Raw genomic sequence first — 14,424 nt, forward strand, 5'->3', positions numbered from 1 at the left:
GGACATGGTAACCGACCGCTCGGTACGCCCGCTTCCGCGGTGCGCACCGGTCCCGCCCGCCGCTAGCGGCCCACCAGCTCGCGCAGCACGTCCTCCATGGTGACCAGCCCGGCCGCGCGTCCGTCGACGCCGATCACCGCGGCGAGGTGGGTGCCGCTGCTGCGCATCGCGCCCAGCACGTCGTCCAGGGGCGTCGTCGCCCGCACCCGGGCGATCGGCCGCAGCGCGGAGACGGGGAACGGCACATCACGGTGCACGGCGTCCAGCGCGTCCTTGACGTGCAGGTAGCCCAGCGCCCGGCCCTGGCCGTCCACCACCGGGAAGCGGGAGAACCCGCTGCGCGCGGAGAGCTGCTCCAGCCCCTCGGGGGTGACGCCGAACCGGGCGTAGACGACACGGTCGGTGGGCCGTACGACGTCGGCCACCGGGCGGCGGCCCAGCTCCAGCGCGTCGCGCAGCCGCTCCGTCGCGCGCTCGTCCAGCAGCCCGGCCTCGCTGGAGTCCGCCACCAGCCGGGCCAGCTCGTCGTCGGAGTAGGCCGCCGAGACCTCGTCCTTCGGCTCCACCCGCAGCAGCTTCAGCAGGCCGTTGGCCAGGGCGTTGACACCGAAGATCACCGGCCGCAGGGCCCGGGTGAGGCCGACCAGCGGAGGCCCCAGCAGCAGGGCGGCGCGCTCGGGAGCCGCCAGCGCGATGTTCTTCGGCACCATCTCGCCGAACAGCATGTGCAGGTACGTCGCCACCGCCAGCGCGATCACGAAGGCGATCGGATGGATCAGGCCCTCCGGCACGCCCGCGAGGTGGAACACCGGCTCCAGCAGGTGCGCGATCGCCGGCTCGGCGACCACGCCCAGCACCAGCGTGCACAGGGTGATGCCCAGCTGCGCCGCCGCCATCAGCGCCGACACGTGCTCCAAGCCCCACACCACGCTGCGCGCCCGCTTCTCGCCGCGCTCGGCGAGCGGCTCGATCTGGCTGCGGCGCACGGAGATCATCGCGAACTCCGCGCCCACGAAGAAGGCGTTGGCCACCAGCGTCAGCAGGCCGATCAGCAGTTGGATCGCGGTCACCGGCGCACCTCCCGGTCCTGGACGCCGGCGTGGACGCCGCGGTGCCCGCCGGCGTCCTCGTGATGGCCGTCGGCGGGGTCGCGCCCGGCCCGGCCCCGGCCGCCGTCCTGGTCGTCGCTGTGGTCACGGCCGTGATCGCCATCGTGGTCACGGCCGTGGTGATGGCCGTCGTCGGGCTCGGGCGGGGCGGTCAGCCGCACCCCGGCGGCCCGCCGCCCGGTCGCGTCCACGACCTCCAGCCGCCAGCCGGCGACCTCGAGGACGTCGCCCACGGCCGGAATGCGGCCCAGCTCGGTGGCGATCAGCCCGGCGAGGGTCTCGTACGGGCCGTCCGGGGCCCGCAGGCCGATCTCCTCCAGCTGGTCGGTGCGGGCCGCGCCGTCCGCGTCGTAGACGGTGCGGCCCTCCTCGTCCGCGCCCGCCGGGGCCAGGTCGGGCGTCTGGAGCGGGTCGTGCTCGTCGCGGACCTCGCCCACGACCTCCTCGATGATGTCCTCCAGGGTGACGACCCCGGCCGTTCCGCCGTACTCGTCGATCACCACCGCCATGCTGTTCTTCCCCGACAGCCGGTCCAGCAGCCGGTCCACGGTCAGCGACTCCGGCACGAGCACCGGCTCGCGCAGCAGTCCGGTGACCGGGTAGCCGGGGCGGCGGCCGGCGGGAACGGCGATCACGTCCTTGACGTGGGCGATGCCGACCACGGTGTCGAGGTTGCCGCGGTAGACGGGGAAGCGGGACAGGCCCGTCGCCCGGGCGGCGTTGGCCACGTCCTCCGCGGAGGTGTGCTCGTCCAGCGCGGTGACCTGGACGCGCGGTGTCATCACACTCTGCGCGGTCAGCTCGGAGAGCCGGATGGTGCGGACGAACAGCTCCGCGGTGTCCGCCTCCAGGGCGCCCTCCTTCGCCGAGTGGCGCGCGAGCGCGACCAGCTCCTGCGGCGAGCGGGCCGAGGCCAGCTCCTCGGTGGGCTCCAGACCGAGCCGGTGCAGCACCCGGTTGGCGGTGTTGTTCAGGTGGGTGATCAACGGCCGGAAGGCGGCGCTGAAGCCGCGCTGCAGGCCGCCGACCCGGCGGGCGACCGGCAGCGGCCGGGAGATCGCCCAGTTCTTCGGCACCAGCTCACCCACGACCATCAGCACCACGGTGGACAGCGCCGTGCCGAGCACCAGCGCCACGGTGGACGCCGCCGGGGCCGGCAGCCCGGCCGAGTTCAGCGGGCCGGCCAGCAGCCGCGCGGTCGAGGGCTCGGCGAGCATGCCGATGACCAGGCCGGTCACGGTGATGCCGAGCTGGGCGCCGGAGAGCTGGAAGGTGAGGGACCGCACCGCCTTCAGCGCGCTGTCCGCGCCCGGCTCGCCGCGTTCCACGGCCCGCTCCAGATCGCCGCGCTCGACGGTGGTCAGCGAGAACTCCGCCGCGACGAACACGGCGCAGGCGAGGGTCAGCAGCAGCGCCAGGAGCAGGAGGAGGACTTCGGTCACCGGGTCACCTCCGTCCCGTGGTCCGGAGAGACGGGGAGGTCCGCTCGATGGCTGCGGTCGCGGTCGGTTCTGCTGCTGGGACTACTGGGAGGCTCGCCCATGGGCGGACGCTCACACACCTTTCTCTCGGAAGCGCGCTCCGGACCCGGGGGCCGCGGCGGCCGGCCCGGACGGTTGGAACGCGCGATGGGCTGTCCATCGTATGCGAGCCCGTACGGGAGTCGCCGGACGTTCCCCGGGGGCCGCCGGGCCGCCCCGGTCAGCCCAGCGGCTTCACCCAGCGGCTCCACTGGGGCTCCGGCGCGTACCCCGCGGCGCGCCAGGCGTGGTGGGCGGACTCGTTGCGGTCGAGCACCATGGCGTCGCCGCGCCGCCCGCCCAGCGCGGCGAACCGCTCCTCGGCCGCCGCCAGCAGGGCCGACGCCACACCGCGGCGGCGGTGCGCCGGATGGACCGCGAGCCGGTACAGATGGCACCGCCAGCCGTCGAAGCCCGCGATCACCGAGCCGACCACCGGCCCGGCCGCCTGACCCGTCGGCTCGACCGCCGAACCCGCCGGCTCCCCGCCGCGCACCGCCAGCAGCAGCGCCTCCGGGTCCCGCCGGACCAGCCGTGCCACGCCCTCGCGGTCGTCGCTGATGCTCGTCCCCTCGGCGGCCTCCTTCCAGAACGCCAGCACGGCGTCGACGTCCGCCGCGGTCGCCGCCCGGATCCGGAGGCCGGAGTCGTTCGCACGATCGTCCATACGGGCATCCCAGCACCGGCCGGACGGTGGACGCGGGGTGTTTCGGCATGTGGTCACCCCGGGGGCGTCAGCCGTTCCGGAGTTCCCCGGTCACCGGCCCCGGAGGCCTCCGTGTACGCGTCCGCGCACGCGGTGTACGCGCGCGGACGCGGGGGAAGCCGTACCGCTCCCGATGGGCGCGCACCCGCTCGGCCGCCTCGGCGGCGCCGACCGGGCCGGCGCCGAGGGGGAACGGCCGTGTCACGCGGTCCCCTCACGGCCCGGGTCGGGGACACGGCCGGCGGGCGGCGAGGGGCGGTCAGTACTGCCGGACGGGGTCGAACCGCTTCATGCGCTCCAGGACCGCCTCGGCGGTGGGCGCGGGCATCTCGTCGACGATCCGTCCGTCGGCCAGGAACAGCACCAGGTCGGCGTGGGCCGCGGCGCCCGGGTCGTGGGTCACCATCACCACCGTCTGCCCCAGGTCGTCCACGGCCCGGCGCAGGAAGCCCAGCAGTTCCAGCCCGGAGCGCGAGTCGAGGTTCCCGGTGGGCTCGTCGGCGAAGACCAGTTCGGGACGGGAGGCCAGCGCGCGGGCGCACGCCACCCGCTGCTGCTGCCCGCCGGAGAGCTGCGCCGGCCGGTGGCCGAGGCGGTCCCGCAACCGGAGGGTGTCGATCACCGTGTCCAGCCACCGCGGGTCCGGCCTGCGGCCCCCGATGTCCATGGGCAGCGTGATGTTCTCCAGGGCCGTCAGGGTGGGCAGCAGGTTGAAGGACTGGAACACGAAGCCGATCCCGTCGCGCCGCAGCCGCGTCAGCGCCGCGTCCCCGAGCCCGGTGACCTCCGTGTCGCCGATCCACACCCTCCCCGCGGTGACCGTGTCCAGACCGGCCAGGCAGTACATCAGCGTCGACTTGCCCGAACCGGACGGGCCCATCACCGCCGTGAACCGGCCCTCGGCGATGTCGACGTCCACCGAGTCGAGCGCCACCACGGCCGTCTCGCCGCTGCCGTACGTCTTGGTCAGCGCACGGGCCCGGGCGGCGGGCCGCCCGCCCTCCGGCGCCTCGCTCGTCTTCTCCGCTTCGGTGGACACCGCACCTCCCGGCTCGGGACGGACGACTCCCTCGTGGGAGCCGAGACCAGGTCCGTACCCGGTGCGCGGCCGTCCATCCGCGGGACGGCACGGAGACCACCCCGAGGCGGCGCCCCGGGACGAGGGAGGTGGCGGTGGAGGGCACGGCCGGGATCCGGCCGGACATCGGCGCCGTCTCCGGCGACCGCGCCGTCTCCCGCGCCGTCTCCTGTGACCGTGCCGTCTCCCCGCGCCGCCGCCCCGTTCCGGCCCCCGCGGCGCATCCCCGCCCCCGGACGGTCACGGTCCGGCGCCCTGCTCGCCCCCGGCGGCGTCACGGCCGCCGCGCGCCGCCCAGGACGAGCGCCGAGACCGGCGTCGGCACCCCGCTCTCCGGCACCCTCAGCCGCCGGTGGGACACCTCGGCGAAGCCCGCCGCCCGGATCGCCCCCACCGTGTCCCGCGCGGTGTGGCAGCCGCCGAAGAGGCGCGGCCACACGGTGCGGTCCAGCGCCCGCTGGAGGAGGGCCGCTCCGGCGCCCGCGGCCCGGACGTGCTCGTAGAAGCGCAGCCGGCCGCCCGGCCGCAGCACCCGCCGGACCTCCGCCAGGGCGCGCTCGGGGTCCCGCACCGAGCACAGCACCAGCGACATCACGGCCGCGTCGAACGCCCCGCTCTCCAGGGGGAGTTCCTCCGCCGTGCCCGGCACCACGGAGACGGGGACGGCGGCGCGCGCCGCGGCGTCCTCCGCCAGCCGTCGCAGCCGGGGTTCGGGCTCGACCGCCACCACCTCGCGCACGGTCTCCGGGTAGCGCCCGAAGTTCAGGCCGCTGCCCGCTCCGACCTCGACCACCCGGCCCGCCAGTCCGGCCAGCAGTTCGGCGCGGTGCGCCCCCACCCCGGCCCGGACGTCCACCGCCGGGGCGAGGCGGGCGTAGAAGCGCGCGAAGAGGGGGTGGCGCACGGTGTCACCCGTGCTCCGATCGCCGCGGGCTGCCATGGGAACCCCTCCAGCCGGACGGTCGCCTCGGTCCTGTCCGCGCCGCGCGGGCGCTCCCGTCGATTCTCACCCCGCGAGCCGGTCCGCGCCCGTCCAGGTGCCGCCCAGCTCCGGGGAGAGCCAGCCGGCGGCCCGCCTGCGGAACACCGGGGGCTCCAGCGCGCCCGCCCCCTGCGGCAGCAGCCCCGCCAGAGGCGCGCCCGCCGCCACCGGGAGGTCCGCCAGGTTGCAGCGGGCCGCCAGGTCGGGCTCGCGCGGCCAGCTCCCGACCACCACCCCGGCGCACGCCAGTCCCCGGGACCGCAGCGCCTCCGCCGTCAGCGCCGTGGCGTTCAGGGTGCCCAGCCCGGCCGCGGCGACCACCAGCACCGGCGCCCCGAGCAGCCGGGCGGCGTCCGCGAGGGTCGATCCCCGGTCGTCGAAGCGCACCAGCAGCCCGCCCGCGCCCTCGACCAGCACCAGGTCGTGCTCCTCGGCCAGCGTCCGGGCCGTCTCCGCCGCCGCCTCGGGGCGCACCCAGGGCAGACCGGCGCGGCGCGCGGCCGTCTCGGGCGCCAGCGGCTCGGGATAGCGGGCGAGCTCCACGGCGGTCACGTCCGCGCCCGCCAGCCGCCGCACCTCGGCCGCGTCCCCCGGCTCGCCCTCGGCGACCCCCGTCTGCGCGGGTTTGAGCACGGCCACCGAGCGGCCCGCCGCCACCGCGGCGGCGGCCAGCGCCGCCGTCACCACGGTCTTGCCGACCTCCGTGCCCGTCCCGGTGACGACCAGCACCGACATGTTCGCGCCTCTCCTCGGTCCTTCGGATTCCCGGGACGGTCGTCCCGGCCCGTTCCCCGGTCCGCCTGCCACCCCGCGCCTCAGCCCGCGCGGGCCGCCGCGCACACCGCGTCCGCGATCCGCGCCACGTCCTCGTCGCCGGTGACGTACGGCGGCATGGTGTACACCAGGTCGCGGAACGGCCGCAGCCACACGCCCGCGCGCACCGCCGCCTCGGTGGCCGCGGCCATGTCCACCTCGTGGTCGAGCTGGACCACCCCGATCGCCCCCAGCACGCGGACGTCCCGCACCCCGGGCAGCGCGGCGGCCCCGGCGAGCCCGTCGCGCAGCCCCGCCTCGATCCGCTTGACCTCGCCCGCCCAGTCCTGCCCGAGCAGCAGCTCGAGGGAGGCGCCGGCGACCGCGGCGGCCAGCGGATTGGCCATGAAGGTGGGGCCGTGGGCCAGCACCGGCACCTCGCCGCGCGAGATGCCCTCCGCCACCCGGGCGGTGCACAGCGTCGCCGCCATCGTCAGATAGCCGCCGGTGAGCGCCTTGCCGACGCACATCACATCGGGGCCCACCCCCGCGTGGCCGGCCGCGAACAGCTCGCCCGTCCGACCGAAGCCGGTGGCGATCTCGTCGAACACCAGCAGCACGCCGTGCTCGTCGCACGCCTCGCGCAGCACCCGCAGGTAGCCGGGGGAGTGGAAGCGCATCCCGCCCGCGCCCTGCACCACCGGCTCCACGATCACCGCGGCCAGCTCCTCCGCGTGGGCGGCGACCAGCCCCCGCAGGTGCGCCGCGTACGCGGGGTCGGGCTCGGCGTCGAAGCCGTCCGGCGGCGCGTCGGCGAAGACCTGCCGCGGCAGCGCCCCCGACCACAGGTGGTGCATGCCGCCCTCGGGATCGCACACCGACATCGGCTGCCAGGTGTCCCCGTGGTAGCCGCCGCGCCAGGTCAGCAGCCGCCGCTTGCCCGGCCTGCCGAGCGAACGCCAGTACTGCAGGCACATCTTGACGGCCACCTCGACCGACACCGAGCCGGAGTCGGCGAGGAAGACGTGCTCCAGCCCCTCCGGCGCGATGTCCACCAGCCGCTTGGCCAGCCGTACGGCGGGCTCGTGGGTGAGCCCGCCGAACATCACGTGGCTCATCCGCTCCAGCTGGGCGCGCGCCGCGTCGTTGAGCACCGGGTGGTTGTAGCCGTGGATCGCCGACCACCACGACGACATCCCGTCGACCAGCTCCTCGCGCCCCCACGCCGGCCGGGACAGCCGCAGCCGGACACCGGACGCCGAGGAGACGAGCAGCGGCTCGGAGCGGCCCGGCATCGGACCGTAGGGGTGCCAGACGTGGCGGCGGTCGAGCTCGAGCAGCTGCTCGGGCGGGAAGTCCGCGGAGGGATCGGCGGCGGCAGGGAGGAGAGGGGCGCCGGCGTCAGGCATTGGGCGGCAGCTCCGTGCCCGCGCCCCGCCGCCGTACGGCCACCAGGTCGGTACGGGCCTGTCCGGGCACCGGCGCGGCCTCCGCGTCCGTGCCCGGGGCGGACGCGGAGGCCGCCTCCGGGGCGGTCCCGCCGCCGCAGGGCCCGCAACCCCCGTCGCCGTGCCCGCCGCAGCCGCCGCCGGACGCGGCGAGCGCGTCGGCCCGGTGCCGGGGCAGGGTCCGCTCCCCGGCGCCCTCCACCTCGAAACCGGCGTCGGCGATCATCTCCAGGTCGGCCTTGCCCGCCTGGCCCTCACTGGTGAGGTAGTCGCCCAGGAAGATCGAGTTGGCCAGGTGCAGGGCCAGCGGCTGCATCGACCTCAGATGCACCTCGCGCCCGCCCGCCAGCCGGACCTCCACGTCGGGGCAGACGAAGCGGACCATCGCCAGGATGCGCAGGCACCGCTGCGGCGTGAGGTTCCACTCCTTCGCCAGCGGCGTCCCCTCGAAGGGGATGAGGAAGTTCACCGGCACCGAGTCCGGGTCCAGGGCGCGCAGCGAGAAGACCACGTCCACCAGGTCCTCGTCCGACTCGCCCATGCCCGCGATCAGCCCGGAGCAGGCCGACAGCCCGGCCGCCTGCGCCTGCTGGACCGTCTCCACGCGGTCGGCGTAGGTGTGGGTGGTGGTGATGTCGCCGTACGTCGCCTCGGAGGTGTTGAGGTTGTGGTTGTAGGCGTCCGCGCCCGCCTCGCGCAGCCGCTCGGCCTGGCCGTCGGAGAGCAGGCCCAGACAGGCGCACACCTCCACGTCCTCGTTCCGCTCCTTGATGGCGGCGATGGTCTCCGAGACCCGGGCCACGTCCCGGTCGGTGGGCCCCCGCCCGCTCGCCACCAGGCACACCCGCTTGGCGCCCCCGGCCACGCCCGCGTCCGCCGCCGCGGCGGCCTCCTCGGGCTTCAGCCAGGTGTACTTGAGGATGTCCGCCTTCGAGCCCAGCCGCTGCGAGCAGTACGAGCAGTCCTCCGGGCACAGCCCGGACTTCAGGTTGACCAGGTAGTTGAGCTTCACCCGCCGGCCGAACCACTGGCGCCGCACCCTCCCGGCCGCGGCCACCACATCCAGGAGTTCGTCGTCGGACGTGGCCAGTACGGCCAGCGCCTCGTCGCGCGTGGGCAGCTCGCGCCGCAGCCCCTTGTCCACCAGCGTCTTCAGCAGGTCCATGGCGCAGATCCTGTCCTACACGGCCGCCCGCGGCCAAGGACGAACCCCCACAACCGGGCGGATGGAAGGTGTGTGTATCGCCACACCCTGTACGGGTCCGTCCACGACTACCTTTGGGCGGAACCGACAGAAGGCGAGGGACGGCCCGCCATGCCGCAGGAGCACCGCAGCACTCCGGACCCGTTCGACTGGATCGAGGAGGAGCGTGAACGGCGCCGCCGCGCCGGTCTGGTGCGCTCCCTGCGCCCCCGCCCGGCCGACTCCTCCCTGCTCGACCTGGCCGGCAACGACTACCTGGGCCTGGCCCGGCACCCCGGCGTCGTCGCCGCCGCCGAGTCCGCCGCCCGCCGCTGGGGCGCGGGCGCCACCGGCTCCCGCCTGGTCACCGGCACCACCGAGCTGCACACCGAACTGGAGGCGGAACTCGCCGACTTCTGCGGCTTCGAGGCCGCCCTGGTGTTCTCCTCCGGCTACGCGGCCAACCTCGCCGCCGTCACGGCGCTGACCGACCGCGGCACCCTGGTGGTCTCCGACGCCGCCAACCACGCCTCCCTGATCGACGGCTGCCGTCTGTCCCGCGCCGAGACCGCCGTCGTCCCGCACGCCGACCCCGGTGCCGTGCGCAAGGCGCTCGAGGGCTTCGGCGGCCGGGCCGTGGCCGTCACCGACGCCGTCTTCTCCGTCGACGGCGACGCCGCGCCGCTGGCCGAACTGGCCGCCGTCTGCCGGGACGGCGCGGCCGCGCTGCTGGTGGACGACGCGCACGGCCTCGGCGTCCTGGGCGACGGCGGCCGGGGCGCCCTCCACGCCGCGGGACTGGCGGGCGAGCCGGGCGTGGTGGCCACCGTCACGCTGTCGAAGTCGCTCGGCAGCCAGGGCGGCGCCGTCCTCGGGCCGGCCCGGGTGATCGACCACCTGGTCAACACCGCCCGCACCTTCGTCTTCGACACCGGCCTCGCCCCGGCCGCCGCCGGCGCCGCCCTCGCGGCACTGCGGCTGCTGCGCGCCGAACCCGGCCGTGCCGCCCGCGTCCGCGAGGTCGCGGCGGGACTGTACGGACGGCTGGCGGACGCCGGTCTGGACGCCACCCGCCCGGACGCCGCCGTGGTGTCCGTACGCGCCCCCTCGCCGGAGGCGGCCGTGCGCTGGGCCGCCGACTGCCGCGCCGCCGGGCTGGCCGTCGGCTGCTTCCGGCCGCCGTCGGTGCCCGACGGGGTCTCCCGGCTGCGGCTGACCGCCCGCGCCGACCTGACGGAGGCCGAACTGGACGCGGCGGCCGCCGCCGTCGCGCGTACCGCGCCGCCCGCCCGGCCGGGCGTCTGACCGGGAGCTCGCCGGGGCCGTGCCGCGCCCGTACCGGAGTCCCACCGGGCCGCGCCGGAGGGCCCCGTACGGGGCGGTCACGCCAATAACGCGTGCCCGGCGAAGAGTTCACCGCTTCGAGCGACAGAAACCGGCACATGTCGGGGGATCGGCCGCATCGGCGTCGGCATGGTGGCACTCTGGCGCGAAGCAGCCATCCGAGGGCGGCTCCGTCTCCACTGCCCGGCACCTCGCCGGAGTCCCGCCCCGGTGGGAAAGGGACGAGGCTCGCCATGGCAGATCACCAAGAAGCGTCCGTCACCCTTCCGAGCGCCCCGGCCTCGGTCACGGCCGCGCGCAGATACGTCACGGACACGCTCGCCGAGTGGGGCGTCGCAGGTGGGATCAGCGGAAACGATCTGGCGGACACCGTCCGGCTCATCGTCTCCGAACTGGCGACCAACGCCGTCCAGCACACCTTCGGCCAGTCGCCCACCTTCACCGTCGACATCCGGCTGGAACGCGACGAGACGCTCCGGCTCGGGGTGACCGACAGCCATCCGCGCTGGCCGCGACGGCTGCCCGCCGCCGTCCAGCAGGACAACGGCCGCGGCATGGTCATCATCCGCTGCCTCGCCGCCGAGTCGGGCGGCAGCCTCACCGTCGTGCCCACCGAGGAGGGGGGCAAGACCGTCTGGATCACCCTGCCCCGGCGGGCCGCACCGGCCTGATCCCACCCCATCCCCCTGTCCTCCCATCCTCCTCCTCCCGGGGCCTCCGCCGAGGCCGGTCCGGCCGTCCCGGCCCCGTCCCGGCCGGCGCGCGCACCGGTACGCACACCGGCGCGCACCCCGGAGACCCGCGGCGCACCGCCCCACGCGCACCCGGGCCAACCCCGCCTCCCCCCGCTGACGGGAGTTCACGGCCGGCGGCGCCCGCACGCGGGGGCGCGCGAGGGCATCCCACCCGCGTGCCCGGTCCCAGGGCCCGGTTCCCCTTCTTCTCCGCCCTCCTTCCCCGGCCCGCCGCCCCCTTCGCGCCCGTCGGGCTCACCGGTGTCCCGTCGGCCGCCCCGGGGGCGGTTCCGCCGCGCGTTCCCGTTCCCTGGCCACCTTCCGGCGCAGTCCGAGGGGCAGCAGCGCCCACACCACCGCGCAGAACAGGAGCACGCACGCCGTCACCGCGATCCCCGCGGCCCTTCCCAGCACCACGTCCACCACCAGCAGCACGGCCCCGGCCAGCGCGAGGGCGAGCACGACGAGCCCGATCCCGGCCAGCCGCGAGGACACGTCGACGAGCAGCCGCTTGGCCCCGCGTCGGAACAGTGCCCGGTGCAGCGCGGCCGGGGCCGTGAAGAGGATGGTCGCGACGACGGCCAGCAGCAGCGTGGTGACGTAAGTGCCGCGCTGCACCGAGTCCAGGCCGGTGAAGCGCTGGGTGAAGGCGAGCGTGAGGAGGAAGGCGAAGAGGATCTGGACGCCCGTCTGGATGACCCGCAGCTCCTGCAGCAGTTCGACGAAGTTGCGGTCGGCGCGTTCCAGGGGGGTCTCGTGGCGGTCGGTCATGCGGTCCGGTGTTGCCGTCCGGGGGCGGATCAGTCGCCGCCGGTCCGGTACGGCTCCCGGTCCGCCCGCCCCGCCGTCCCGCCTCAGCCCTCCGGCTCCGGCGGGAGCCCGACCAGGTCCGCGCGCCGCCGGCCGTCCAGTACGCCCAGCGCCCGCGCCAGGGTGCGCGCGTGGACCTCGGTCTCACCGCGCTCGTACATCACCGTCAGCGCGTCCCGCAGCGCCGTCGCCCTGCCGACCAGGGCCTGGGCGGCGCGCAGGGCCCCGTAGGTGTCGCGCCCCCGCGCGGGGTTGATCCGGCCCAGCTGGTCGACCACCTCCAGGTAACGGTCGACCAGTTCGCCCTCGGCCCGGGTCAGGGCGGGCAGGGGCGGCAGTTCCGGAGGCAGCACTCCTCCCACCTCGTCCCTCACCTCGGCGCGCGCGCCGCGCGGAGCCCCTTGCGGTCGGCGGTCAGCCGGTCCACGAGGCCGTAGGCCACCGCGCCCCGGGCGTCGAGGAACGTGTCCCGCTCGACGTCGCGCCGGACGCGCTCCAGCGGCTGCCCCGTGTGCTCGGCCAGCATCTCCTCCAGCTTCTCCCGCGTGCGCAGCATCTCCCCGGCCTGGATCTCCAGGTCCCCGGCCTGTCCCCGGACGGGTTCGGGGAGGGAGGGCTGGTGGATCATGACGCGCGCCCCGGGCAGGGCCAGGCGCTTGCCGGGGGCGCCCGCCGCGAGCAGCACGGCCGCGGCGGAGGCCGCCTGCCCCAGGCACACGGTCTCGATGTCGCAGGAGACGAACCGCATGGTGTCGTAGATCGCGGTCATCGCGGTGAAGGAACCGCCGGGGGAGTTGATGTAGAGCGAGATGTCCCGCTCGGGCGCGGCGTGTTCGAGGTGGACGAGCTGCGCCATGACGTCGTTGGCGGAGGTGTCGTCGATCGGGGTGCCGAGGAAGACGATGCGCTCTTCCAGGAGCTTGGAGTAGGGGTCCAGGGTCCGGACGCCGCCGCTGGTCCGCTCGGTGAACTCGGGCAGGACGTGGCGGGCGGTCGGCCGGGCGGCGTGTCGGTGCATGGCGGTGGTGTCCCTCCGTGGGTTCGGCGAGGCGTCCCGCACACGGCTCACGTACAAAATGTACAGGACGTACATCTGGTTATGCTGGGAGCATGGCCTACGAAATTCCGGTGACGCAAGCCCGTGCGGAGCTCGCCGATCTGATCAACCGGGTGGTGTACGGGGGCGAGCGGGTGGTGGTGACGCGCCACGGAAAGCCGTTGGTGGCCCTGGTGACCGCCGCTGACCTGGAACGACTCGAGCAGCAGGACGCCGCCGAGCGGGACGGGGTGATCAGTACGGTCTCGGCCGTGCGGGAGGCGCCGTCCGCTCCCGGCGAACGCGGCCGCTTCGGCATCGCGGCGCACCACCCCGGCCCCTCCGCCGGGGACCGCCGCCCGGGTCACCGGGGCGTGTAGAGCGCGGACGGGGCGCCGGCCGACGAGTCCGGTCGGCTCCGGCGGCGGCTTGGACGGGCAGACGGCGGCGGTGGGCGGTAGCGCGGCCGTCGCCCCCGTACCGGGACCCCGGCCGCCGCCCCCGGCCGTCGCGGACCGCCGGGCCGTGACGTCCTACGGCGCGGCGTTCCCCGGCGCCGGATTCGCGCCGTCGTCGTTCCTCCGGGCGGCGGCCTGCGCGGCCTTGGCGTCGGGGGCGTACAGGTCCACGTACTCCTGGCCGGACAGGTTCATGATCGCGTACATGATCTCGTCGGTGACCGCGCGCAGCACCGTGCGCTCGTCGTGCAGGTTCGCGAAGCGCGAGAAGTCCAGCGGCTCGCCGAAGCGGATGGTCACCCGTCCGATCTTCGGCAGCACCCGCCCCGGCGGCTGGATCTCGAACGTGCCCACCATGGCGCACGGGACCACCGGCACCCCCGCCCGGAGCGCCATGGAGGCCACGCCGACTCGGCCCCGGTACAGCCGCCCGTCGTGCGACCGGGTGCCCTCGGGGTAGATGCCCAGCAGTTCCCCCCTGCGCAGCACCCGCAGCCCCTCCTCGACCGCCGCCCGGCCGGCGCCCCGGCCCGAGCGGTCCACCGGGATCTGCCCCACGCTCCGGAAGAAGGCCGCGGTCAGCCTGCCCTTCAGCCCCGGGCCCGTGAAGTACTCCGCCTTGGCCAGGAAGGTGATGCGCCGCCCGAGGATCGCGGGCATCAGGAAATGGTCGGAGAACGACAGGTGGTTTCCGGCGATGATCGCCGCGCCCTCGTCCGGAACGTTCTCCAGGCCCTCGATCCGGGGCCTGAACAGCAGCCGCAGCAGCGGGCCCAGCAGGACGTACTTGAGCACGTAGTAGAACACGGACTGGCTCCCTACTCCACCGGGCGGCCCCCTGAGCTGCGTTTCGGCGGATCGGACGACGGGCCGAGGGGCGTGGCGCAGAGGGGGTCCCGCCGCGTGTGACCACCCCTGACCGGACTCGCACCGACCCGGCACTGGCTTCCATGACGGTTCGTCAACTCATTCTGTCCTACGTGTGACGCTTACCCGCCCATTGCCGTCGCAGACGCCCGGCCTCCGGCGACCGGGACGGAGGGACCGGTCGCGCCCCGGTCGCACCCCGGCCGCGCCCGGGAGGATTCCGCCCGCGCCCGGCGGGCCACTCGCTTACGATGTACGGCCGGCCCGGCCGATGCGACGGGGCCGGGGCTGGAGGGAGACGGCAGGGTGGAGCAGGAGGAGACCGGGCAGCCGCGGCGGCCCCGTGCGCGCCGCCGCGGTCAGGGGGAGCTGGAGGTGCAGGTGCTCTCGGCGTTG

At 75.5% G+C, this 14,424-nt stretch carries 15 protein-coding genes; 3 read left to right on the top strand and 12 right to left on the bottom strand.

The window, feature by feature from the left end:
- Positions 1-62 precede the first annotated feature (62 nt).
- The 8 genes from QC029_RS17770 to bioB form a co-directional block, all read right to left on the bottom strand.
- Positions 63-1,070, bottom strand: coding sequence for a hemolysin family protein (locus QC029_RS17770; protein WP_279556668.1), 1,008 nt, complete (start codon positions 1,068-1,070; stop codon positions 63-65).
- Positions 1,067-2,551, bottom strand: coding sequence for a hemolysin family protein (locus QC029_RS17775; protein WP_279556669.1), 1,485 nt, complete (start codon positions 2,549-2,551; stop codon positions 1,067-1,069). Before QC029_RS17775 ends, QC029_RS17770 begins: the two co-directional genes overlap by 4 nt.
- Positions 2,552-2,810: 259 nt before the next feature.
- The gene (locus QC029_RS17780; RefSeq protein ID WP_279556670.1) at positions 2,811-3,296 is read right to left on the bottom strand and encodes a GNAT family N-acetyltransferase; all 486 of its coding nucleotides are present in this window, start codon (positions 3,294-3,296) and stop codon (positions 2,811-2,813) included.
- 298 nt (positions 3,297-3,594) lie between these two features.
- Positions 3,595-4,374: an ABC transporter ATP-binding protein gene (locus QC029_RS17785; protein WP_279556671.1), complete on the bottom strand. Its 780-nt coding sequence runs from the start codon at positions 4,372-4,374 to the stop codon at positions 3,595-3,597.
- Positions 4,375-4,687: 313 nt separating this feature from the next.
- On the bottom strand, positions 4,688-5,353 hold the full coding sequence (locus tag QC029_RS17790) for a class I SAM-dependent methyltransferase (RefSeq protein WP_279556672.1): 666 nt from the start codon (positions 5,351-5,353) through the stop codon (positions 4,688-4,690).
- A gap of 66 nt (positions 5,354-5,419) precedes the next feature.
- A complete protein-coding gene (gene bioD, locus QC029_RS17795) occupies positions 5,420-6,130 on the bottom strand; it encodes a dethiobiotin synthase (protein WP_279556673.1) in 711 nt (236 codons plus the stop codon).
- Positions 6,131-6,210: 80 nt separating this feature from the next.
- Positions 6,211-7,557, bottom strand: a complete 1,347-nt coding sequence (locus tag QC029_RS17800) for an adenosylmethionine--8-amino-7-oxononanoate transaminase (protein ID WP_279556674.1) — start codon at positions 7,555-7,557, stop codon at positions 6,211-6,213.
- Entirely contained in the window at positions 7,550-8,761 is a 1,212-nt protein-coding gene (gene bioB, locus QC029_RS17805; protein WP_279556675.1) for a biotin synthase BioB, read from the bottom strand. The genes QC029_RS17800 and bioB overlap by 8 nt, the downstream gene beginning before the upstream one ends.
- A gap of 150 nt (positions 8,762-8,911) precedes the next feature.
- Here bioB and QC029_RS17810 point away from each other — a divergent pair, with 150 nt between their 5' ends.
- Both QC029_RS17810 and QC029_RS17815 read left to right on the top strand, forming a co-directional pair.
- Positions 8,912-10,084, top strand: a complete 1,173-nt coding sequence (locus tag QC029_RS17810) for an 8-amino-7-oxononanoate synthase (protein WP_279556676.1) — start codon at positions 8,912-8,914, stop codon at positions 10,082-10,084.
- Between the two features lie 272 nt (positions 10,085-10,356).
- On the top strand, positions 10,357-10,794 hold the full coding sequence (locus QC029_RS17815; protein ID WP_279556677.1) for an anti-sigma regulatory factor: 438 nt from the start codon (positions 10,357-10,359) through the stop codon (positions 10,792-10,794).
- Positions 10,795-11,112: 318 nt separating this feature from the next.
- Here QC029_RS17815 and QC029_RS17820 read toward each other — a convergent pair whose 3' ends face one another.
- The 3 genes from QC029_RS17820 to QC029_RS17830 form a co-directional block, all read right to left on the bottom strand.
- Complete coding sequence (locus QC029_RS17820; protein ID WP_279556678.1) at positions 11,113-11,628, bottom strand: DUF6328 family protein; 516 nt, start codon at positions 11,626-11,628, stop codon at positions 11,113-11,115.
- Between the two features lie 83 nt (positions 11,629-11,711).
- A complete protein-coding gene (locus QC029_RS17825; RefSeq protein WP_279556679.1) occupies positions 11,712-12,020 on the bottom strand; it encodes a hypothetical protein in 309 nt (102 codons plus the stop codon).
- A gap of 17 nt (positions 12,021-12,037) precedes the next feature.
- Positions 12,038-12,685, bottom strand: coding sequence for an ATP-dependent Clp protease proteolytic subunit (locus QC029_RS17830; RefSeq protein WP_279556680.1), 648 nt, complete (start codon positions 12,683-12,685; stop codon positions 12,038-12,040).
- A gap of 92 nt (positions 12,686-12,777) precedes the next feature.
- On the opposite strand from QC029_RS17830, the gene QC029_RS17835 reads away from it, so the two are divergent.
- The gene (locus QC029_RS17835) at positions 12,778-13,083 is read left to right on the top strand and encodes a type II toxin-antitoxin system Phd/YefM family antitoxin (RefSeq protein WP_279556681.1); all 306 of its coding nucleotides are present in this window, start codon (positions 12,778-12,780) and stop codon (positions 13,081-13,083) included.
- Positions 13,084-13,236: 153 nt separating this feature from the next.
- On the opposite strand, the gene QC029_RS17840 is transcribed toward QC029_RS17835, so the two are convergent.
- A complete protein-coding gene (locus QC029_RS17840; RefSeq protein WP_279556682.1) occupies positions 13,237-13,968 on the bottom strand; it encodes a 1-acyl-sn-glycerol-3-phosphate acyltransferase in 732 nt (243 codons plus the stop codon).
- Positions 13,969-14,424: the final 456 nt, after the last annotated feature.

The sequence above is a fragment of the Streptomyces sp. DH37 genome, assembly GCF_029813835.1.
GTDB lineage: Bacteria > Actinomycetota > Actinomycetes > Streptomycetales > Streptomycetaceae > Streptomyces.

Bases quoted from the DNA above. Each gene is read 5' to 3' on its own strand.
- QC029_RS17820 (WP_279556678.1), bottom strand. From the start codon at position 11,628: ATGACCGACCGCCACGAGACCCCCCTGGAACGCGCCGACCGCAACTTC.
- QC029_RS17780 (WP_279556670.1), bottom strand. From the start codon at position 3,296: ATGGACGATCGTGCGAACGACTCCGGCCTCCGGATCCGGGCGGCGACC.
- QC029_RS17815 (WP_279556677.1), top strand. From the start codon at position 10,357: ATGGCAGATCACCAAGAAGCGTCCGTCACCCTTCCGAGCGCCCCGGCC.
- bioB (WP_279556675.1), bottom strand. From the start codon at position 8,761: ATGGACCTGCTGAAGACGCTGGTGGACAAGGGGCTGCGGCGCGAGCTG.
- QC029_RS17835 (WP_279556681.1), top strand. From the start codon at position 12,778: ATGGCCTACGAAATTCCGGTGACGCAAGCCCGTGCGGAGCTCGCCGAT.
- QC029_RS17830 (WP_279556680.1), bottom strand. From the start codon at position 12,685: ATGCACCGACACGCCGCCCGGCCGACCGCCCGCCACGTCCTGCCCGAG.
- QC029_RS17790 (WP_279556672.1), bottom strand. From the start codon at position 5,353: ATGGCAGCCCGCGGCGATCGGAGCACGGGTGACACCGTGCGCCACCCC.
- QC029_RS17800 (WP_279556674.1), bottom strand. From the start codon at position 7,557: ATGCCTGACGCCGGCGCCCCTCTCCTCCCTGCCGCCGCCGATCCCTCC.
- bioD (WP_279556673.1), bottom strand. From the start codon at position 6,130: ATGTCGGTGCTGGTCGTCACCGGGACGGGCACGGAGGTCGGCAAGACC.
- QC029_RS17810 (WP_279556676.1), top strand. From the start codon at position 8,912: ATGCCGCAGGAGCACCGCAGCACTCCGGACCCGTTCGACTGGATCGAG.